This is a genomic window from Enterococcus ureasiticus (assembly GCF_001730285.1).
GTDB lineage: Bacteria > Bacillota > Bacilli > Lactobacillales > Enterococcaceae > Enterococcus_L > Enterococcus_L ureasiticus.
This window is the reverse complement of sequence record NZ_MIJZ01000015.1, coordinates 125,913-147,748: the sequence shown is the minus strand read 5'-3', so window position 1 is coordinate 147,748 and position 21,836 is coordinate 125,913. Positions and strand designations below refer to the sequence as shown.

Here is a 21,836-nt window from a genome sequence, read left to right as displayed (position 1 = left end):
TAGACAAAAATGAATGGGGAGGAAGATAAATCAATGCTTTTTAGAATAAAAAGAAAACTCGGCGGTGTCAAGGTTCCGAAAAATAAATGGTTAACAAAGTTAGAATCCATCAATGACTTAAGCGCACCTAAGCAGATTATTTTACCAATGAATATGCACATCGGTAAACCAGCAAGAATCATCGTTTCTATTGGGCAAAAAGTGAAAATAGGAACACTGATCGGAGAAAAAGATGGCTTGATTTCAGCCAATATACATAGTTCGATTTCAGGAATCGTTGAGAAAGTTGAGCAGAGAGTCATTGGAGTAAATGAAGTATCCGTTGTGGTCATCAAAAATGATTTTAAAGATACATATGAAATGCCGCAATCAGGTAGTGAAAACCTCGTGGAAACAATCAAAAATAACGGAATTGTTGGAATGGGTGGAGCTGGTTTTCCAACAGATGTAAAATTCCTTTTAAAAGAGCATCAGCAAATGGAAACATTGATTGTAAATGCAGTCGAATGTGAACCTTTTGTAACAGCTGATAGAAGAATCATTATTGAACAAATGAATGATTTTATCGAAGGAATCAGTCTGCTTCAAGAAATGCTGTCGATCAAGCAATGTGTGATCGCAATAGAAAGTTCATCACAAGAGGCAATCCGTGACTTGGAGGCTAAAATCGACAATGAGCGGATCAAACTAAAAATTTTACCGAATCATTATCCTCAAGGGGCTGAAAAAATCGTGATCAAAGCTGTCCTTGGAAAAGAACTACCGGTTGGGAAATTACCAATCGATTTAAATGTTGGAATCATGAATGTGTCTACCGTATTAGCCACATTTCATGCAGTGAAAGAAAGTCGCCCGTTGATTGATCGCGTTTTGACGGTTTCTGGTACACCAATCAAACATCCTCAAAACTTACGTGTAAGAATCGGCACGCCGATTGAACATGTCATTGAAGCCTGTGGTGGTTTTATTGACAGCCCAATGAAGCTGATCAATGGCGGCCCAATGATGGGGAAAGTGATCCAAAGTTTGGATGAACCAGTAACTAAAACAACGTCCCTGATCCTTGCCTTGACTCGAGAAGAAGCAAATATTCCTAAAGAGCAAAATTGTATCCGCTGTTCAGAATGTGTGAATGCTTGCCCCGTCAATTTACAGCCGATTTCGATTAGTAATGCGTATCGAGCAGGTGATATTGAAGAAGCAGAGCGCTTAGGTGTGTTGAATTGTATCGATTGTGGGGCCTGTTCTTATATTTGTCCATCAAAAATTGATATTTTAGGAGATATCCGAGCAGCAAAACAGAAAGTGTTGGGGAGCAGATAATGATAAATACAAAATATACAAGTACAGGACCGTTTATGGGACCTCATATTAGAGAAAAATGGACATCACAGTGGATCATGCAGCAAGTATTGATTGCTTTGATGTTTCCGACAATTGCTGCAACTTACTTTTTTGGATTATGGTCTTTAGTGATGGTGGTTGTGAGTATTGTTGCATGTGTAGGATTTGAGCTTGCTTTTCAGAAAGTCGTTTGGAAGAAAGTGACGATAACGGATTACAGTGCAGTGATAACAGGGTGGCTTTTGGCATTGACGTTGCCAGTTACAGCTCCTCTATGGACACTTCTTATTGGAGATTTTATTGCAATTATTGTAGTAAAACAATTGACTGGCGGTATTGGTAGAAATTGGCTCAATCCAGCGGTTGCTGCCCGTGTGTTATTGAAATTATTATTCTCACCGTGGATTACGAACTGGGTTACGCCACGATCAGATGTTGTGGCAACATCGACGCCATTGGTTGACTTAGGACACTTTGCTAGAGAGGTTTCTCCATCAACGCCTGATTTAGTTGATTTATTTATGGGATTTGGTTTAGGTGGACCGATTGGAGAGACGTGTAAGTTTGCTTTGCTTTTATCAGCTGTTTATTTGATTGCACGTAAAATCATTAATCCGTTGGTACCAGTTCTCACGTTAGGATCATTTTATGGGGCAATCTTGCTGTATAGTTCATTTAATTTTGACTTTGCGAATGCTCATTTGTTGAGCGGCGCGTTGATTTTTGCTGCGGTCTTTATGGTGACAGATTATACGACTTCGCCGTTGACGGATAAGGGTAAGTATATTTTTGCGATAGGCTGTGGTGTTTTGGCAGCAGTGTTGAGAATTTGTATTGATTTACCTGGTGGGATCGGTGTGGCGATTTTGGTGATGAATTTGTTGACGCCGTTGATTAATAGATATACGGCGTCTAAGATTTATGGAGAAGGATAAGGCAGTTTGTTTTCGATAGAGAACAAATGATAATAACAAAAAAGATAACAGTTTCTGCAATAGAGCTGCTATCTTTTTTATCTTTATTCAATTCAGCTTAATCATTCTTCACAGCTGCCATCTGTTCTCCATACAACTTCCCATCATACATCTTGAAAAACGGATAATAACAAACAATCGAAACCGCCAAATTAATCAACGCAAGCAACACTGCTCTAAAATCTCCACCAGTTCCCAGAAATGCCCCGATTCCCACAGGAGAAATCCAAGGTATTCCAGTAATCACTTTATTCACGAACCCAACAGAAGAAGCAAAATAAGCAATCGTCACATTGATCAAAGGTGTCACAATAAACGGAATGATCAAATAAGGGTTATAAACAATCGGTGCCCCAAAAATCACAGGTTCATTGATATTAAACAAACCAGGAAGCACCGCCGCTTTACCAAGTACCTTAAGCTGGTCTGACTTTGCCACAAAAATCATCAGTAAAACCAAGCCAAGTGTACTACCAGCACCACCGATGAAGATATACATATTAATGAAATCCCCAGCAAAAATATTGGTTCCGCCATTCACATTCTCAGTCAATGCCACGAGTAAAATCGGATTGATAAAACTATTTTTAATCACGGCAGTCCCATGAACCCCAACGGCCCAAAGCAGATGAATCAACAACATAATAACAATGATACCCAACCAAGAACCGGTCAAATCTTTAACAAACTCAAACGGTTTTGATAATAAACCGTGTAAATCAGTATGGAATATCGCTAAAATCGTATTAATAAATATCATCACGAACGCAATAAAAATCGCAGGAATCAATGAAGCAAAAGCTTTACTTACGCCATCAGGAACTCCTTCAGGCATCCGAATGGTAATGTTTTTTTTCACACACCAACGATAAATTTGAGTTGAAATCACAGCCGTGATGATCCCAATAAAAATCCCAATACCACTAAAACGAGTGACCCAACCACCAAGTGCGACCCCATTATAAACAATTGACGTTTCATTTTCTGATTGAATCAACTGGGCACCACTATCAACGATATCAGTTTGGATAATCGTCATCAAAAAGGCAAACAATCCTAAAATAGCCCCAACAAAACTACTCAGCTCATCGCTTTCTTCTTTCCGATAAATATCCGTTAAATAATAAGCCGTTGCCAAACAATAAAAAATTGCGATCGATCCAATCGACATAGTAGTAGCCACGCTATAGATCGGTGCGAATTTCAAGATTGTATTCTCAAAAAATGGTGCCAATGGCGGAATGATTTGCGGTAAATTATTAATAATCAGGAAAATCGATCCGACGATCGTAAATGGCACCGTAATGATCCCAGCCTGCATAATAGCCCGAATAAAGCGCAAGTTCGCAACTTTATTCAAAGGCGGCATCAACTTTGTTTCCAAAAATGTAAATACTTTATTCATTTTTTTCTCCTTTCCTTATGAGGGCAATTGATTCGTTTCGATCAAGGTTTGATACCAGTAAAAACTATCTTTTTTGTAGCGAGTGAGTTCTTTTTCATCATGTTCTGTGCGATCTACATAAATAAAGCCATAACGTTTACTAATCCCTTCATGAACGCTGATCAAGTCGATTGCGGACCACGGGCTATAACCAATCAAGTCAACGCCAGCTTCGATTGCTTGTAAACATTGATCGATGTGTTGTTCTAAATAATTGATACGGTAACTATCATGGATTTTGCCATCACTTGTCAGTTCATCTTTTGCCCCTAAACCATTTTCGGTAATAATGATCGGTAAATGATAACGATCGTAAAGTGTTTGAAGTGTTGTTTTCAACCCATCAGGATCGATCGTCCAATTGAATTCATTTTTCTTCAAATAAGGATTGGTAAAGCCTTTATAAAAGCCCCATTCCATAATATCTTCACTTTGCTGATCACTGATCCCGTTTGCCATACCCTCTTTTTCTGTTGGTTTTTCAACTGTAACCGTTGTGTAAAAATTCATTGCAACAAAATCTGGGAAATTATTTTCCATCAACTCTTTATCTTCTGGGGCAAAGTCGATCGTTATGTTATTACGGTTCAGGTAATCTTTGAAGACAGCGTTATAGCGGCCGAAACAAGAAAAGTCCAGATAGGCCCAGTTTCGAACACTATTAAAATAAAGTGCGGCTTGATTGTCCATTGGTTTGCTAGTGGCTGGATAAACTAAGGAAATATTTGGAACAGGCCCGATTTGTCCGCCAATAACTAATTCGTGGCATCGTTTGAATGCATATTTTTCAGCAATCATTAGATGATGAAATTGTTGGTATTTTTCTTGAAGTGGAATTTCTTTTCCTAGAATTTTTTTATCGACTAATAGCATGATGTTTGGCTCGTTGATCGTTAACCAATGTTTTACGCGATCGCCATAAGCATCAAACAAGGTTTCAGCATAAATTTTAAAGGCATCTACTGTACTGCGAACGCTCCAACCACCTTCGTCTTCAAAAGCTTGAGGGAGATCAAAATGATTCAATGTGATATATGGTTGAATATCGTATTTTAGTAATTCATCAATGACATCGCTATAATGTTGTAATCCTTTTTGATTGATGTCTCCTCGTCCATTTGGGAAAATTCGTGTCCAGGCAATCGAGAAACGGAAAACCTTGATGCCCATCTCAGCTAATAAACCAATATCCTCTTTATAATGATGATAATGATCGACAGCGACTGTAAAATCTGCGATATCATGATTATCTCTTTGGCGTGTGTCTTGTACACTCAAGCCTTTGCCGTCAATAGTATAGGCACCTTCTGTTTGATGGGCGGAAATCGATGCGCCCCATAGGAAATTTTCAGGAAATGTATGTGTCATTGGTTTCTCCATTCTGTCTTTTTTATAAAGCGTTTTCTTTGGCTCTAGAATAAGTGATTGTTTGAGTAAATTCAATACAATCAAAAGAACTGTTCATGAAAGAATTTTTATGAACAGTTCAAGAGGAGAGTCTGCGTTCATTTTACCGATTACCTAAGAAAAAGCTAACCCATCCAGTATACCTTTTTTATTCAAATAACACTTTAACGGGGATTTCTTGTGCTTGATAGCTTGTTAAAATGGAAGGTGGAATCGACGTATCTGTATATAACCTATCAAATAAAAACGTTCGATCGATCATGAATGAGCTGACGGTTTCTAAGTTAGCGGAAGGAGTATAAACGATTTTTAGACCTTTGGTATGCTGGATCATGGTCCGATAAACAAAAGATTCGTTCAATGTTTTGGTCGTTACTTCATGTGTGTTAAAGCCTGCTGCTTCAATAATACAAAGATCTGCTGCAACCTTATTAAAGGAATGGGTAGCAAAATCACCAACAAGGGCATTCGTGTTTTTCTCCAATTCACCGCCGCTGATTGAAATTAAGGCTTTTTTCTCAGAATGATCAATAGAAAAGGCAGCAGCATCATTAGTTAAAATGACGATGTCAAAAAAAGAGAGTGCATAAATTAGTTCAGTAGAAAAAAGGCCTGCACCGATAAAAAGCTGTGTACCATTCACTAATAAGGGTTTGATTTCCTCGACAAAAATCACAACGGGAAAGGTTGTTTTTTCTAGTTGGACTGGTTGTTTCAACTCATGAGTCGGAATCAATTTCACTCCGCCGTAAAAACGTTCAATCATCTTTTTCTTTTCTAAAAATAGTAAATCCCGCCTAATAGTTACGGCTGAAACGTTAAAAAATTTTGCGAGTTCTTTAACAGTCAAACTGTCACTTTCTCTTAATCGTCTAATTAAATTTTCCCTTCTTCTAAAGACATCGCCCTGACTGATTTTCATTTTTTTCTCCCATCTTGGAACGTTATCATTTTTAAATTATCCATAGTATAGACAATTTTCCACCAAAAAGACAGCTTGTTTCAACGAGAATTTGATGCTATATTTTGTTAAAGAAAACACACAGTAGTAAGGAGGGGCTGTTTATGGTAGAGACCAAGCAATTTCCATTTCATCTGTCGTTGATGAAAGTTAGTTACGCACCGCCGCAAATCAGTGAGTATTTAACACTTTTTCTCATGCTTAGCGGCAGTATGATCGTAACGATAGGGGAAAAGGACTATCAGCTAAATGCAGATGATATATTGGTCATTAATCCGCATCAACAGTATCAAGTAAAGAGCTCGGATAAAAATCTATTGTTGTCATTACGCATTTCGAAAACCCCATTGATCGCTCACTTTAAAGAAAATTGGCTACCATACATCGATTGTGCCTCAACAGATGCGAAATCCGCTGATGCAGAAAAATTCCAGCGATTGCGTGAGGCTTTAGTCCATTTAATGGCTGCCTATTTTAAACAAAACGAAGAGGCTGAATTGGAAATTTATCAGCATTTATTTACTGTGTTGAAACAATTAGTCAAAGAGTTTAAAAAAGAAGTCGTCACGCGTCCAGAAGTTGCAACTGATTTAGCCGATGATCGAATGAATCAATTACTAGAAGAAATTCAAAAGAATTACGATCAACCGATTTCATTGGAGTCATTAGCCGAAAAAAGTGGGCTATCTTATTATCATTTGTCTCGTTCTTTTAAAAAGCAGATTGGGGTCAATTTCACTGAGTATTTAAATCAAATTCGCCTGATGCACGCGGCGGAAAGTTTGATTTTAACGTCACAATCGGTGATCAAAGTAGCGTTGAATAGTGGCTTTTCAAATGCAAAAACTTTTCACCACGTATTTAAGAAACAGTATGGGATAACGCCTGCAAGTTTTCGTAAAAAATTTTCTTTGACAAGCAATCAGATAAAGCAGACGGCAGGAAATGCAGATTATCAAGAAATAACTGGAGCAGCAGCGTTACAAGAGCTGGCAAAGTATTTAGTAGAAAAAGATATCGTTGATGAAAATGCTGCGATCGAGCAACGTATGCAGTTAGTGTTACCCTCGGAGCCTCAACCAAATTATCACAGTAGTAAAAAAATCATCAAAATCGGTCCTGCTGGAGAAGGTTTAGCAAATGGTGTACAGCGTGAATTGTGCATTTTACAACAGGATTTGACCTTTGATTTAGTTCAATTTGAAGGTTTTTGCGAAGAAACGAATTTTGAAAATGATATTTTGATGGTATCAGAGTATATTTTAAACAACCAATGGTTCGATTTTTTAGTGAAGATCCAGCTGAAACCGATGATTCAGCTTTATTTACCTGAGGAGTATATTGAAAAAGAAGAGGTTCAGTTATGGTGTGATAAGCAGTTGAAGATCATTCGTCATTTCGTGAATCGCTATGGCCGAGAGGAAGTAAATCAGTGGTATCTTCAATGGTCATTGCCTAAAGTAAGCGGGACCTGGAATGACGGCAGTCGTTGGGGCTATCATTATTTTTATCGTAAGTTGAAACAGTTAGCTCCTTGCTGTAAATTAGGATTGATGTCATTACGTTCGTTAGATGAAACAGAATACGAGCAATATCAAGCTTTTATTGATGAGCAAGGAATCCAGAATTGTCTCCCAGAATTTATTAGCTTCCATGCAGATCCATATGCAACAGCGCTGATCAAAGAGGAACATGCGTTGCATTTTAAAAAGTACCAACAAGCTATTTTAAGTAGAGTAAAGTCGGTCATTACCGCACATCAATCAGAAGCTAATTCCATTTTTTCAGATTGGACCCCCGAGTTGTTTTTAACAGATTGGAATACATTAGTAGGCGAAGGCAATACTTTTTCGGGTACGTTTTTCCGTTCAGCGTTGATCTTAGAATCAATCGTTGAATTGTCAAAAGAAGTGACGGGAATTGCTTTTTGGTTGAATATCAAGGTAAAAGAACGACAAACTCATACAAGAGAAGACAGTAGTTTATCTGTTTTTCTTTATGAGGAATTACGGCGCCCACTATTCTTTTCATTGCGCTTTTTGAACCATTTAAAAGGAGAACTGCTTGCTAGTGGAGACGGCTATATTTTGACACGAAACCAAGGGCAGTATCAGCTTTTACTTTACAATTCAAGCTATTTAGATCCGCTTTATTCAGTCGATACATTTCAAGTTCAGTATCAGACAAAAAAAGTCAGGATTCATTTAAGCGAGTTGCCTGTAGGGAATTATTTGATTCGGGAATATGTCTTGGATAAAGATCATGGCGGGATTTATAATGATTGGATCAGAGTTGGCGGTCAAGCGGAGTTAGATCATGAGTTACAGAAATACTTGGAGCAGAAAATCATTCCTAAGTTTGAATTGAAAAAAGAGCAGATTGATTCATTTGGTTATGAGTTGGAAGCAACATTGACGTTGAATGCGTGTCAGTTGTATTTGTTTCAGCCTTTGTATTGATGTGAAGAGTAATATGAAAAAATACGAAATAGGCTTCGATTTTCAGTGTTGATTTAATAATAGAATTTTAGAATAGGACCGCTAAGGAGTGATCGGATTGGAGATAATGGATAAAATTTCAGATTTTTTTGATGACCGACGACGAGCAAAGCATAAGCGAATTAGAGAAAAAAATGATATGCTACGAGCAAAAGGGAAAACGCCTGTTAAAAAAGGTTGGGGAACAATGGTAAATACAGGAACAGGTGGTATTATTAAAGATCCTACTACAAGAGTTTATGATGTTGCCCAACAACAAAAAAACGTCTCTGAAGAACATGAAATGAATGAACGTCGCTCAGGTGAGGTTAAAAGGAAATGAATAACTTAAATTAGTATAAGAAAAAGCAAAAAAGACTACTCTTTTTTTGCTTTTTCTTTTTATTTTTTGCCATATTCAAAATATTAAGACCATATCAAGCAATTAAAGTAATTTTTATTTGTAGGTTGTTTAATATAATAAATGAATAGAAAACGTTTTCTTATAATTGAGCTATGGAGGAAAAAAATGGAGACACAAGTTGAAAAAACAATAGCGAACAAAAGCAGTGCTGGGTTGATTTTTGCCTTAATGGCAGGATATTCGATGATTTATATGGACAAGAGCATGATTTCTACAGCAGTTTTACCAATAGCGAAAGAATTTAATTTAGATGCAGGTCAAACTGGGATGATTATGTCCTTCTTTTTCCTAGGCTATTCATTGATGCAAATTCCTGGAGGATGGTTAGCAGATAAAATCGGAGCAAAAAAAGTGTTGATGTTGTCACTGGCAATTATTTCAATTTTTTCATTTGCATTTGGAGCAGTCAGCAGTTTGATGTTATTTATGGTCATCCGCTTTTTTGCAGGGCTTGGTCACGGAGGATATCCGCCAAGTTGCTCAAAATCGATTGCTGATAATTTTCCACAAGAGCGTAGAACGTTTATTCAATCGTTGATTCTATCAACATCAGGTATTGGTGGGATTTTGGCTTTTACACTTGGGACGAACCTGATCAATGCTAACTGGCGTTATGGCTACTTAGCATTAGGAACAATGTTTGCAATTGCATTGGTTCTGGTGGGAGTATTTGTTCCTAAGCAAGCAGCGAGTGCAAAAACAGGTACAAGTAATAAGCCAGCGATTAAGTTTAGCCAAGTAATCACAAACCGTAATGTATTGGTCTTATTTGTCGCAATGTTATTATTGAACTTTTTACTTTATGGAAATATGTCTTGGTTGCCAAGTTTCTTAGCTCAAAAATTTGCGATCGATATTAAAACAATTGGTTATTTGTTAGCAGTCAATGCCGTTTTTCAAACAGTTGCAACAATGTTTGCCGGCGCATTATTATCGAAGCTATTTTTAGGGAAAGAACGCATGTTTATCCTTAGCGCGACAGTTTTAGCTGCAATTTTAGTAGCCGCTTTTGTGACATCAAATAATTTAGTATTGTCAATGATTTGTTTGATTGCAGTCAGTATGGTTTCAGTTAGTGCTTTCACCGCAATTTTCACATGGCCGCATAAAATCATGGATCCATCAATTATCGGTTCTTCAATCGGAATCATCAACACTGGTGGAACATTAGGTGGATTCTTAGCACCGATGATCTTAGGACAATTGATCAAAGCCGCTGGCGGTTCATTTACGTTGGCATTCGGTTTTATGGCAGTAGCAAGCCTACTTTGCGGACTTTGTGTATTAGGAGTGAAAAAAGAAGCGTAATGTCAGACAAAAAATTTAAATACAAAAGTGCCTTTGATATCATCGGTCCAATCATGGTCGGTCCCTCCAGCTCTCATACAGCTGGAGCGGTTAGGATCGGTAATATGGCAAGAGAACTTTATAAACATACACCTAAAAAATTAGTCGTGACATTTTTTGGCTCATTTGCTGAAACCTATAAAGGACACGGCACAGCGGTCGCGATTGTTGCAGGCGTCTTAGGTTTCGAAACACATGATGAACGTATTCCAGACGCCATTGAAATTGCGGAAAAACAAGGAGTCAGCATAGAATTTCTAGTTAGTGCAAAGGAAACAGAACACGCGAATACAGTCAATTTAGAGTTGATCGATGAACAAGAAAAATTGAATTTAACGGCTATTTCTATTGGTGGCGGTAGTATTCAACTGATTGAGCTCAACCATCACTCCACTTTATTGAATCAAGACCAGGGCAATGGGTTAGTTTTTACCGCAGATCTAAAATCGGCTCTTCCCAGTGTGGAAAATGCATTGGAAAGTCCAGCTTTTATAGAGGTTCAGAAGTTAAATCAAGAAACGGTTTTCTTTGTGGAAACGGTCAGTGACATCAGTCAAAAATTAGTAGCAAAAATCAGAGAAATACCGGGAATAACAGCAGTTTTGCCTACGACCGGCTAAATTAGAGGACGTGAATTTTTTGTTTGAATCAATTGAAGAACTCGTACAACGAGCAAAAGAGAACCAATGTAAAATATCCGAGGTCATGATCGCACAAGAAATAGAAACATCCGGACGCAGTAGAACCGAAATCATGAACCAAATGATGCTAAACTTAGAAACGATGGAGACGGCCGCTGCCAAAGGTGTGCAAGGTGTGCGCTCGCATTCTGGTTTAACTGGGTATGATGCGAAAAAATTACAAGCTTATTTAGATAATAAAAGTGTTCTGACAGATAATACTTTTGTTAAAGCTTTATGTTATGCGGTCGCAACTAACGAAGTCAACGCGGCAATGGGTATGATTTGTGCCACGCCAACAGCAGGTTCGGCAGGCGTTGTTCCAGGCGTTTTGTTAGCCTTTAGTGAAAAATTCACCTCAACGCGAGAGGAAATGTTGCACTTTTTATTTACAGCAGCGGCTTTTGGATTTGTCACAGCGAATAATGCTATGATTTCAGGTGCAGAAGGCGGTTGTCAGGCCGAAATCGGTTCGGCATCTGGAATGGCAGCAGCGGCATTAGTCGAGATGGTGGGCGGCACACCAGAACAAGCCAGTCACGCCTTTGCAATTGCGTTGAATAACTTGATTGGTTTAGCTTGTGATCCTGTTGCAGGGCTAGTAGAAATTCCTTGTATTAAACGGAACGCAGGAGGAACGTCAAATGCCATCAGTGCAGCAGAAATGGCTTTAGCAGGAATTGAAAGCGAGATTCCAGCAGATGAAGTAGTCGAAACAATGTATCGTGTTGGGCGGAGTATGCCGGCCGATATTCGTGAGACTGGGATCGGCGGATTAGCTGGAACAAAAACTGGAAAACGAATCGCCAAAGAATTATTTGGGATCGATCGATAAATTAAAATATATATGATTTAACTAAATAACCTATCGATTATAGTCAAGAAAGGAAGAACTAAGAATGAATGCAAAACAACAAATTTCAGCATTGATCGATGCAAAAAAAGACCAATTTATCGCAGCGGCAGATCAGATTTGGGGAACACCGGAAACGAGATTTGCTACTACAGAATCTGTAAAACCTTTTCTAGAAATTTTAGAAAAAGAGGGCTTTTCAATTGAAAAGGGAGTTGCTAACATGGAACATTCATTTGTTGCAACATATGGTAGCGGAAATCCTGTTATTGGCATCTTAGCTGAATACGATGCTTTAGGTAATTTAAGCCAAGTCGCTGATTTAGGGGAACAAAAAGCAGAAATCGAAGGCGGGAATGGACATGGCTGTGGCCATAATTTACTTGGAACGGGTGCATTAGCAGGTGCTATTGGCGTTAAAGATTTGATGGAACAAGAAAAATTAACGGGGACGATTAAATTATTTGGTTGTCCAGCTGAAGAAAGTGGTTATGGTAAAGCATTCATGGCAAGGGACGGCGTGTTTGATTGTCTTGATGTTGCTCTTTCATGGCACCCAATGGACACAAATATGGCTTGGGGCTTGAGCAGTTTAGCTGTTTATCAAATTTATTATAACTTCAAGGGTATTTCGGCTCATGCAGCAGCAGCTCCTGAACAAGGACGCAGTGCGCTTGATGCAGCAGAATTAATGAATATTGGGGTTCAATTTTTACGCGAACATATCATTGATGAAGGCCGTGTTCACTATGCCTTTATGGATGCTGGCGGGGAATCTGCGAATGTGGTTCAACCAACAGCGAGCTTATATTACTTTATCCGCGCACCAAAACTAGAACAAGCAGAAGAAATCTACAAACGTGTCAACAAAATCGCAGAAGGTGCGGCGTTAATGACTGAAACAGAACTTGAAATCGTCTTTGACTCAGCCTGTGCTAACTACTTGCCAAACCAAGCGGTTACTACAGCCATGTATGAAAATTTTAAAGAATTCGGCAACTTGAATTTAACAAAAGAAGATCAAGAATATAGCCAAAGATATTATGACAGTTTAAATAAAGCGACAAAAGCAAACTTAATAACTAGAGCAAGACAAAGCAATCCAACAGCTAGTGAAGAAGAAATAGAACGACTTGGAACGATGCCAGTCTTAGATCAAATCAGCCCCTTGGTTTTCTCAGAAGCAACGTCTGGTTCAACGGATGTGGGTGATGTTAGCTGGGTTTGCCCAACTGCTCAAGTGTTGGTTGGCTGTGAACCTCAAGGAACGCCACCACATTCATGGCAATGGGTAGCAAACGGGAAATCATCCGTGGCCCACAAAGGATTACTAGCGGCAGGTAAAACAATCGCAACAACAGCTTATGATTTATTGATCAATCCTGAATTAGTTGCACAAGCGAAAGCAGAACACCAAGCTACAGTTGGTGGGAAGAAGTATCAATCGGCAATTCCGGCAGAGGTAATGCCTAAATAATGATGTACGACTGGTTTAAGTAAAAGCTTGGACCAGTTTTTTATTGCAAAACAGTTGTTGCTCATAAGATTAGAATTTGATAAGATGAAAGTGTATCAATTATAATGAAAATAGGGGGAGTATCAATGAAAATAGTAAAAAGCTTGATGTTGGGAATCTTGTTTAGTTCAGTATGTTTGTCATTTTCGTCAACTTCATTTGCTACAGAGAACAGCTCTGAAGCTGAAGTAGAAGTGACTAAAATATCTGAAATAAAAACAAAAGTCACTGAAGGAAAAAAGGAAATCGATATTACACCAAAATTTAAAACTAAAGAGATTAAAACAGATGTCGGCGGGAAAGGTACCGTAGAAGTTGAACAAATCGAAGGAATGAAAAATCTAAAAGGTACGTTCAAAACGACTGTAGCAGATCAAAGTATCCTCTCAATCAATGATCGGGGTCAATGGCAAGGGATGAAATTGGGTAAAACCACGGTAACATTGGACTTTGAATGGGATGAAGAATCACTGCAAAAAATTCAAGAAAAATATCCTGATCACCAACTAGTCAAAAAAGACATCGCTCAGGATGTTCCTGTTGAAGTGACAGCAGCAAAAGAAAAGAGTGTCGACATCACTCCTAACTTCAATGTTGGAACAATCAACGCAAAAATAGGTGAAACAGGGCAATTTAAAGTGGCTCCAATGGGTGGAGTAGCAAATCCAAAAGGAACCTATCTAGCCTATATTCCAGATAATTCTAAAGGAATAATATCAGTAGAGGCAGATGGAAAATGGACAGCTTTAAAAACTGGAACAGTGGAATTTGTGTTAGATTTCCAACTTTCAGATGAATCGAGTAAAGAGATTCAAGATAAAAATCCAGGTAGCACGTTGACAACAAGGGATATTGCCACTCAAGTTAAAGTAGAAGTGAAGCCAGCAGGAACATTAAATATCACGCCAAGGATCGATATCACTTCTATCGATGGAAAAGTCGGTGATACTGGACAAATCAAAGTAAAACCGATCGAAGGAATTAACGATACTACAGGTTCATTCGCTCCAATTATCAAGGACCCTTCAATCATTGAAATTGATTCAGCAGGTAACTGGAAAGCCTTAAAAACGGGTACTACCTCTTTCATGTATACGTATAACTGGTCTGATGAGACAATGAAAAAGCTGGCTGAAAAATACCCAGGGTACGAGTTTTACGTAGAAGAAGGGGCGCAAGTGGTTGAGGTCAAAATCACTGAAAACACTACAGGTTCGACAAAGCCTGTCGGAACAACAAAACCAGCTGGGAAACAATTACCTGCAACAAATGATTCAAGTACGAACGGGACTTGGATTACAGGACTGTTACTTATTTCTTTAACAGCAATAGGATGGTATAAAAAAGAATCATTTAAATAGAGAAAAATTACGGCTGAACACACCAAAAGTAAAAGGGTGTTCAGCTTTTTTGTATAGTTTTTTAATTAGAATTTTTTTCACAGGAATATTCCGCTTAATAAAACTTAAAAATTTAATTGAAAAACTTAATAATATGCAAATGATGATTTATTTGTTATACTCAAAATAAATCAGGAGGGAACGTATGAATCAAAAAGAACGAATCGCAAAAATTTTAGAGTTACTCCAAGAGAAGGAAAAGCTAGATGCAACCGAATTAGCCGATTATTTCCAAATATCTAAAGACAGCATCCGCCGCGATATCTTGTTGATCGTCAATGACGGTTTAGCTGAAAGATATCGTGGAGGAATTGCTCTACCAATCATCAAGACAAAAATTGAAGATTATTCCAAACGTTTAGTTGTAAACAGCCAAGAAAAAATTCGAATTGCTCATAAAGCAGTCAAAGAAATCTCAGCGAATCAAACGATTTGGCTAGATGTTTCAACAACTGTTCAGTTTATCGCAAAAGAACTCACGCAAGAAAATGTCTTGATTGTCACCAATTCGATCGACAATGCCATATCAGCGACAGAAGTCAATAATAAGCAGGAAGTCTATCTGCTAGGAGGGTACTTCAATTCTAACTCTCATTTATTACATGGTGCAGCAGTGATTGCTCAACTAGCTAATTTTTATTTTGATATCGCATTTATCGGTGCGTCAGGAATTAGTGATACAGGTTTGTTTTACTCTGAATTAGAAGACATTGAATTAAAACACACCATTATCAAAAATGCGAAAAGAACGTGTGTTGTGCTTGATAGCTCTAAAGCTAGAAATACGACCAATTTTAAACTAGATTTTGCAAAAATCGATCTATTGATCACAGATAAGCCGCTATCAGATACAATCACCAAACAATTGCGAAAAAACGAAGTCAAAATTATTCTTGTTGAAGGTGGAAAAAAATGAAAACACTTATTCAAAACGTAATGATAAGTCAAGAGGATGGCCTAGAATTAGTCGATATCTTGCTAGAAAACGAAACTATTTTAAAGATAGAAGCATCAGAAACTAACGCTTTTTCTAACGAGGGCATGGATCATCGAATCGATGGTCAAAGCCAGCTGTTGATACCTGGAATGATCGATGTCCACATTCACGGAGCCAATAACTTTGATATGATGGATGGTACGACAAAAAGTATTCAAGAAGTGTCTAAAAAATGTTTAGAAACTGGCTGTACAGGATTTTTAGTAACATCGGTCACTTCGTCGTTAGAAGCATTATTGACGATGATCGACAGAACCAAAGAAGTGGTAGGGCATGAAATTGGAGCAAAGATTTTAGGTATCCATTTAGAAGGGCCTTATCTAAATGTTAAACGAAAGGGCATGCAAGATCCTAATTATCTTAGAAACCCAGATTTAAAAGAAATGGACATGATTTTTGAACGAGCAGGTGATTTGATCAAAATGGTTACCGTAGCACCAGAATTACCAGGCTGCTTGGAATTGATCACCTATTTAAAACGAAAAAACGTAGTCGTGGCAATTGCACATTCTGATGCAACTTATGAAGAGGCACAAGCGGCTTTTCAACAAGGTGCTTCGCATATTACTCACTGTTTCAACGCAATGCCGCCGATTCATCATCGAGCACCAGGCTTGGTTACTGCAGCTCTTGAAAATGATACAGTCAGTGTTCAGGCGATTGTTGATGGAATTCATTTACATCCGGGAATCGTCCGCCTATTGCACAAAGTAAAAGGAGCAGATGGGATGGTTTTGATCACAGATGCATTACAAGCTATGGGTGTGGGAGATGGCGCTTATGAATTTGGCGGCCATCATGTCACTGTTGAAAATGGTGTTGCCCGCTTAAATGATGGCACATTGGCGTCTAGCACAGTCACGATGAACGAAGCCCTTAGACTGAGCGTGGAGATGGGAATTCCGCTAGAGGATGCAATCAAAATGAGCTCAACTACCCCAGCTACTATTTTGGGAGAAAAGAAATTAGGCAAGATTGCTGTGGGATATGACGCTGACTTGATTCTTTTGGATAAGGAATTTTGTGTGATAGAGAAAATCATAAAAGGACAATTGAACTAAAAAAACTGGCAGGATCAAAAATATTCTGCCAGTTTATTCTTTGTGAATTACCCGATAAAACAGTGACTTGCTACTATTTTATCGGGTAGCAAACCTCAGTAATATATAATTCTTCTCTTTCTTCTGTTGCAGGACTAGAATGATAAATATTAAACATATTTCCAGCAAGTATGTAATTATTCAATCCAAGCCATTCAACCATATCTGCATGGACTTTTGGCATAATCGAATAAGCGCCAGTCGTAACGATAGATGCGGTAGAACCTGAGGAGAATATTTTTGCTTCTGGATAAAATGGACTGAGTTTTTCAGGAATACTGATCATCACTTCGATATCGATAATTTCAGTGTTACCAGTATGGAAAACGGCAATAGATTGAGCCAATTTCACGATGTCTTGGGCTCTTACTTTAGAAAATAATTTCTGCCAAAGTTGTTTTTCATCATAATAAGAATCCACTTTTTGACGATAGGAAAGGACCAAATGATCAGTCATCGTTTTTATTTCTATGGGATAATTTATTTCGTTGAAGTTTGAAGTGGTATTTTTTTCTTCTAACCGATCTAAAAAAGCCAGTTGCAATTTTTTTTCGGCTAATTCAGTTTCTAATAAATTTCGATGTTTTGCTAAATAGTTTTCTTGATCGATACTATGATCTAAAAGGGCTCTGATCTCTTTTAACGGAATCCCAACGTTTTTTAGTGAAAGAAGCTGGTTTGCTTGATTGATTTGTTCAGGAGTGTAATAGCGATAGCCATTTTCTTTTTGAATGATCTCAGGTTTTAATAAATTTAACTTGTCATAGTGTCGTAGCATACGCGGACTGATTGTTGTAAGTTTGGAAAATTCGCTGATTTTAAACATTCTTTTGCTCCTTAAAATAGATAGTCATTTTTTATTAGTATACTTGACTTTGACAGTATGACAAGGTTTAAAATAGAAGCAAATAGCAACACGAAAGGAGTCTACTTATGCGTACATACGAAAATAAACAGGAATTGATCGATGAAATCAAAAAGAGATACGAGAAATATGATGAAGAGTTTGAACAAGTACCGGAAGCGTTAAAGAATGAACGAATCAAAGAGGTAGATAAAACGCCTTCTGAAAATTTGTCTTATCAGCTTGGTTGGGTGAACTTGATTCTTCAGTGGGAGCAAGACGAGCAGGCAGGAAAAGTAGTACAAACTCCTGCGCCAGGATATAAATGGAATAATTTAGGCGGTTTATATCAGTCATTTTATAAAAAATACGGTGAACACAGTATCGCGGAACAAAGGAAAATGTTGAGAGAGGCTGTCAATCAGGTATGTATCTGGCTGGAAACCTTGTCTGATGAGGAGCTGTTTGAAGCAGGTCAGAGAAATTATGCCACAACTAAAGCGATGTGGCCCTTATACAAATGGGTACATATCAACACTGTAGCGCCATTTACCAATTTCCGAACTAAAATCCGTAAATGGAAGAAACTTGTGTTAACGTCATGAAGAAATAAAAAGAAGAAGTAGCGGTTAAGATTATCGCTACCTCTTCTTTTGGTTTTATTGGTTGATTAGTTGCTCAATATCTAATTCAGTCATTGAAGCAACCTGTAAATCTGCTCCTGCTAAGACTTCTGTTGCGGAAATACCCACAGCATACATTCCTGCTGCTTTGATTCCTTCTATTCCAGCTTGTGCATCCTCGAAACCTACTGCGTCGTTTGGTGCAACGCCGATACTTTCCGCTGCCTTTACGAAAATTTCTGGGTCAGGTTTTCCTTTTTTCAGAGTTTCTGGATCAACGATGTGTCCGAAGAACTCAAGAACACCCAATTTCTCTAAAATCATCGGTGCATTTTTCGAAGCTGAAGCAATCGAGCAAGGGATATTACGTTTTTTTGCTTGGACTAAAAAGTCGTGAACACCAGGTAGCAAGTCAGCTTCAGAAAGATCAGCTAAGAGTTTAACATATTCATCATTTTTCTTTTTGGCTAACGCTTCTTTTTCTGCTGTAGTAAAATCATTTTCTCTGTGTCCATAAGCTAAAATTTTATCCAAGGAATCCATGCGGCTGATCCCTTTTAATGTTTCATTGAATGTTTCGTCGATTGTTATCCCTAAATTGGCTGCTAAATCTTTCCAAGCAATATAATGGAATTTGGCCGTATCAGTAATCACGCCATCTAAATCAAAAACAAAACCTTTTTTCATGTGTATTCTCCTGTCTGATATTTAATAGTTGATCGTTGTGACGTTATTGGCAAGTAATTGGTAAGGGTGATTTTGGACGATTACCGTTGTGTCTTGTGATGGACAAACTTGAACAGAATCTTTTGAAACAATCAAATCATAGTGAATCCCTTTATGATCAATATTAAAGATCATCTCAGTCCAATTTTGCGGTAAATTAGGTTGGATCGTTAGATAGTTCTTTTTGATATCAATTCCAGCATAGGTTGTCAAAGTAACATAAATCGTTGCAGCCATCACACCTGTGTGGATTCCTTCCGCTGTCGTTCCGCCTTGAATATCCTGATAATCAGAGTATAAAGCTTCTTGATATAACTTCCAAGACAAATCATGAAAGGCTACTTCTTCCGCTAATTGCGCATGAACGATTCTTGATAAAGTTGAGCCATGTGATGTTCTGTTTAAATAGTATAAAAGATTTTTTTCAAGATAATCTTCAGGTAAATCATAACCAAGTTCTGCTAAGATTTCATCAATTTTTTCTTTATTTAAATTGTAGAATAACATCAAGGTATCAGCTTGTTTTGACACTTTATAATCATCAGGTGACTGACCTTCTGCTTTCAAAATACGATCCATCCGATAAATATTGCCGTATTTCTCTTTGGCTTTTTCCCAATCGATTTCTTTTAAATCAAAATAGCCTTCATATTGAGCGATGATCCCGTCTTCATTGACTTCGATCGATAAACGTTTACGAATGTCTTCCATTTTTTTCAGATGCTCTTGCGTGATGCCTGTTTTATTAAACAATTCTGTTTGTTCTTGCGTATCTAATAGTGAAAGGATATTTTCTAACTCTTCAAATAACCAGACTACCATTAAGTTTGTGTAGGCATTGTTTTTTAAGCCGCTTTCGGTACTGTCAGGATAAGCTTCATGAAATTCATCAGGTCCCATGACTTTATCGATATAATAGCGATTGGTCATTTCATCAAAAGTCGCAGCACTGCGCCAGAAATTAGCGATTTCTAGTAACATTTCAGCGCCATATTCTTTGATGAACTGATCATCTCCCGAGTTGTTCCAATACATCCAGACATTGTACGCAATCGCTAATGAAACATGACGTTGAAGGATACTGTGGTCTTCACCCCATTGCCCATTCAACGGATTCAAGTGAAGCTTTTGTGTATCTTCACTACCATCAAGGCCTGATTGCCAAGGATACATTGCACCAGCGTAGTTGCTTTCACGAGCATTTTCCTTTGCTTTACCTAAGCGATTATAACGATACATCAACAGCTGTTTCGCGGTTTCAGGGAAATGCAGAACATAAAATGGCAGGATAAAAATCTCATCCCAGAAAATATGACCACGATAGGCTTCACCATGCAAGCCGCGGGCAGTGACAGAAACGTCTAGATCATTATTATTAAATGGGGAAGCAGAAACTAATAAGTGATACGTATGGATTCTTAATAATTTTTGGGACATCAGATCGCCTGTAACGCGAATATCTGATTTTTTCCATAGGGTTTCCCAAGCATGTTTGCTCTCAGCAAATTCTGAATCAAAAGAAGTTGCTGGAAGTAAAGGTGTTTCCCAATTTTCTTTGGCTATAGATGCTTTAACTTGAACCTGCTTTTCGAAAGTATACGTGGTATTTTTTTCCGCATAAAAAGTAATTTCTTGTTCAATGATTTCTTGACCAATAGAGGTTTTGACAGTATCAGCGCCAAAAAAATCACCCGTAATCGTTGCTACTTGTTGGACATTTATTTTCGATTGATTGGTTTGGACCTCAATCATTGCTTTGTTTTTTTCTGCAAGCAATTGGGTTATGTGGAAATGCTTAGCAGTTAGATTACGGTATCGCTCGACATTGAAATTGTAGACTGCGCCATCAGTTGTTGTTTTAACTGTAATGTCTTTTGAAAAATTCAATGGCTTGATCAAGTACTGAATACTGTAATTATTCTTTTTAGCCATATTGACTATTTTTTTAGCTGTTATTTTTAATTGATGCTGGTGGCTATCTTCAACAATCATATGAGAAGAAAACAAGCCAGTTTTTAAGTCTAGATTTCTGTGCAAATAATGCAACGTGGCTTTTTCAAGAGTTAGCCATTCGTCTGTTCCATCTACTTTGATGCTGATATATTGGTTATTTGGTGTATTGACAAAATCTTCATTTTCAACGATTTGACCAGCGACTTCTGATTTTTCTTCATTATAAAGTCCCGCAATGTAAGTTGCAGGATAGTGCTCTTTTGAAAGTGTCATTTCTGGCACAGTACCCCGCAAGCCCATAAAGCCATTACCAATCGTTAATAGTGATTCAACTGAATACTCTTCTTTGCCCGGAGTATAGCCAAAATAATCCAAGTTCCAGGTTAAATACTCTGATTTTTCTTTAAATGCTGTAGCTAAATCTGTAGCCGCTTCTAGTTCAGAAACGGTAAGAATTGGTAAATTCAATAATTCTGAAAAATGCTTGATCAGATTTTCTATGCTTGCATTTAAAGCTGTTACGTTTGTGTTTTCGCTATAAAATTCAGGGACTATCTCACTAAAAACAGCACCTGTAGCGGTTGGGAATAGTTCTTTGATTTGTGCGGCTAAAAGTTCTGCTGTTTTAGGAAATTCAAAATCAGAAAAAGGAAACGTGTGCTCTGAGATTAAGGTGTTCTGTGCTTTTTCTTGGATATGTAAGCTATTTTGTGTAAGTGTAAGTAAAAGAAAGTTCATTATAAAGGGCTCCTGACTAAGATTTATT

General features: G+C 37.9%; 18 protein-coding genes. 12 read left to right on the top strand and 6 right to left on the bottom strand.

Going from position 1 to position 21,836, the window contains the following annotated elements; all coding sequences use genetic code 11:
* Positions 1-33: 33 nt before the first annotated feature.
* Both rsxC and BCR21_RS13320 read left to right on the top strand, forming a co-directional pair.
* Positions 34-1,323 carry an electron transport complex subunit RsxC gene (gene rsxC, locus BCR21_RS13325; RefSeq protein WP_069646957.1) on the top strand — a complete coding sequence of 430 codons (1,290 nt, stop codon included), beginning with the start codon at positions 34-36 and terminating at the stop codon, positions 1,321-1,323.
* Positions 1,323-2,279, top strand: coding sequence for an RnfABCDGE type electron transport complex subunit D (locus BCR21_RS13320; protein ID WP_069646956.1), 957 nt, complete (start codon positions 1,323-1,325; stop codon positions 2,277-2,279). Before rsxC ends, BCR21_RS13320 begins: the two co-directional genes overlap by 1 nt.
* Before the next feature lie 97 nt (positions 2,280-2,376).
* Here the strand turns inward: BCR21_RS13320 and celB are convergent, their stop codons facing one another.
* From celB to BCR21_RS13305, 3 genes are all read right to left on the bottom strand, one after another.
* Positions 2,377-3,723, bottom strand: coding sequence for a PTS cellobiose transporter subunit IIC (gene celB / locus BCR21_RS13315; RefSeq protein ID WP_069646955.1), 1,347 nt, complete (start codon positions 3,721-3,723; stop codon positions 2,377-2,379).
* 15 nt (positions 3,724-3,738) lie between these two features.
* The gene (locus BCR21_RS13310) at positions 3,739-5,130 is read right to left on the bottom strand and encodes a glycoside hydrolase family 1 protein (protein ID WP_069646954.1); all 1,392 of its coding nucleotides are present in this window, start codon (positions 5,128-5,130) and stop codon (positions 3,739-3,741) included.
* Positions 5,131-5,317: 187 nt separating this feature from the next.
* Positions 5,318-6,091, bottom strand: a complete 774-nt coding sequence (locus BCR21_RS13305) for a DeoR family transcriptional regulator (protein WP_069646953.1) — start codon at positions 6,089-6,091, stop codon at positions 5,318-5,320.
* A 143-nt stretch (positions 6,092-6,234) separates the two neighbouring features.
* Between BCR21_RS13305 and BCR21_RS13300 the strand changes: the two genes are divergently transcribed.
* The 9 genes from BCR21_RS13300 to nagA all read left to right on the top strand — a co-directional run bounded on the left by BCR21_RS13300 (position 6,235) and on the right by nagA (position 16,885).
* Entirely contained in the window at positions 6,235-8,589 is a 2,355-nt protein-coding gene (locus BCR21_RS13300; protein WP_069646952.1) for a helix-turn-helix domain-containing protein, read from the top strand.
* 106 nt (positions 8,590-8,695) lie between these two features.
* Positions 8,696-8,950, top strand: a complete 255-nt coding sequence (locus BCR21_RS13295; RefSeq protein WP_069647132.1) for a hypothetical protein — start codon at positions 8,696-8,698, stop codon at positions 8,948-8,950.
* A gap of 186 nt (positions 8,951-9,136) precedes the next feature.
* Positions 9,137-10,339, top strand: a complete 1,203-nt coding sequence (locus BCR21_RS13290; RefSeq protein ID WP_069646951.1) for an MFS transporter — start codon at positions 9,137-9,139, stop codon at positions 10,337-10,339.
* Positions 10,339-10,998 (top strand): L-serine ammonia-lyase, iron-sulfur-dependent subunit beta, encoded by a 660-nt coding sequence (gene sdaAB / locus BCR21_RS13285; RefSeq protein ID WP_069646950.1) that lies wholly within the window; start codon positions 10,339-10,341, stop codon positions 10,996-10,998. The genes BCR21_RS13290 and sdaAB overlap by 1 nt, the downstream gene beginning before the upstream one ends.
* A gap of 19 nt (positions 10,999-11,017) precedes the next feature.
* Entirely contained in the window at positions 11,018-11,893 is an 876-nt protein-coding gene (gene sdaAA, locus BCR21_RS13280) for an L-serine ammonia-lyase, iron-sulfur-dependent, subunit alpha (protein WP_069646949.1), read from the top strand.
* Between the two features lie 64 nt (positions 11,894-11,957).
* Positions 11,958-13,388, top strand: a complete 1,431-nt coding sequence (locus tag BCR21_RS13275) for an amidohydrolase (RefSeq protein ID WP_069646948.1) — start codon at positions 11,958-11,960, stop codon at positions 13,386-13,388.
* A 125-nt stretch (positions 13,389-13,513) separates the two neighbouring features.
* A complete protein-coding gene (locus tag BCR21_RS13270; RefSeq protein WP_069646947.1) occupies positions 13,514-14,788 on the top strand; it encodes a cell wall protein in 1,275 nt (424 codons plus the stop codon).
* Between the two features lie 184 nt (positions 14,789-14,972).
* On the top strand, positions 14,973-15,743 hold the full coding sequence (locus BCR21_RS13265; RefSeq protein WP_069646946.1) for a DeoR/GlpR family DNA-binding transcription regulator: 771 nt from the start codon (positions 14,973-14,975) through the stop codon (positions 15,741-15,743).
* Positions 15,740-16,885: an N-acetylglucosamine-6-phosphate deacetylase gene (gene nagA / locus BCR21_RS13260; protein ID WP_069646945.1), complete on the top strand. Its 1,146-nt coding sequence runs from the start codon at positions 15,740-15,742 to the stop codon at positions 16,883-16,885. The genes BCR21_RS13265 and nagA overlap by 4 nt, the downstream gene beginning before the upstream one ends.
* 73 nt (positions 16,886-16,958) lie before the next feature.
* Here nagA and BCR21_RS13255 read toward each other — a convergent pair whose 3' ends face one another.
* Positions 16,959-17,750, bottom strand: coding sequence for a MerR family transcriptional regulator (locus BCR21_RS13255; protein WP_069646944.1), 792 nt, complete (start codon positions 17,748-17,750; stop codon positions 16,959-16,961).
* 107 nt (positions 17,751-17,857) lie between these two features.
* Here BCR21_RS13255 and BCR21_RS13250 point away from each other — a divergent pair, with 107 nt between their 5' ends.
* On the top strand, positions 17,858-18,373 hold the full coding sequence (locus tag BCR21_RS13250; RefSeq protein WP_069646943.1) for a ClbS/DfsB family four-helix bundle protein: 516 nt from the start codon (positions 17,858-17,860) through the stop codon (positions 18,371-18,373).
* A gap of 54 nt (positions 18,374-18,427) precedes the next feature.
* On the opposite strand, the gene pgmB is transcribed toward BCR21_RS13250, so the two are convergent.
* Together pgmB and BCR21_RS13240 are read right to left on the bottom strand one after the other, a co-directional pair.
* Positions 18,428-19,078, bottom strand: coding sequence for a beta-phosphoglucomutase (gene pgmB, locus BCR21_RS13245; protein WP_069646942.1), 651 nt, complete (start codon positions 19,076-19,078; stop codon positions 18,428-18,430).
* A gap of 21 nt (positions 19,079-19,099) precedes the next feature.
* Positions 19,100-21,808: a glycoside hydrolase family 65 protein gene (locus tag BCR21_RS13240; protein WP_069646941.1), complete on the bottom strand. Its 2,709-nt coding sequence runs from the start codon at positions 21,806-21,808 to the stop codon at positions 19,100-19,102.
* Positions 21,809-21,836: the final 28 nt, after the last annotated feature.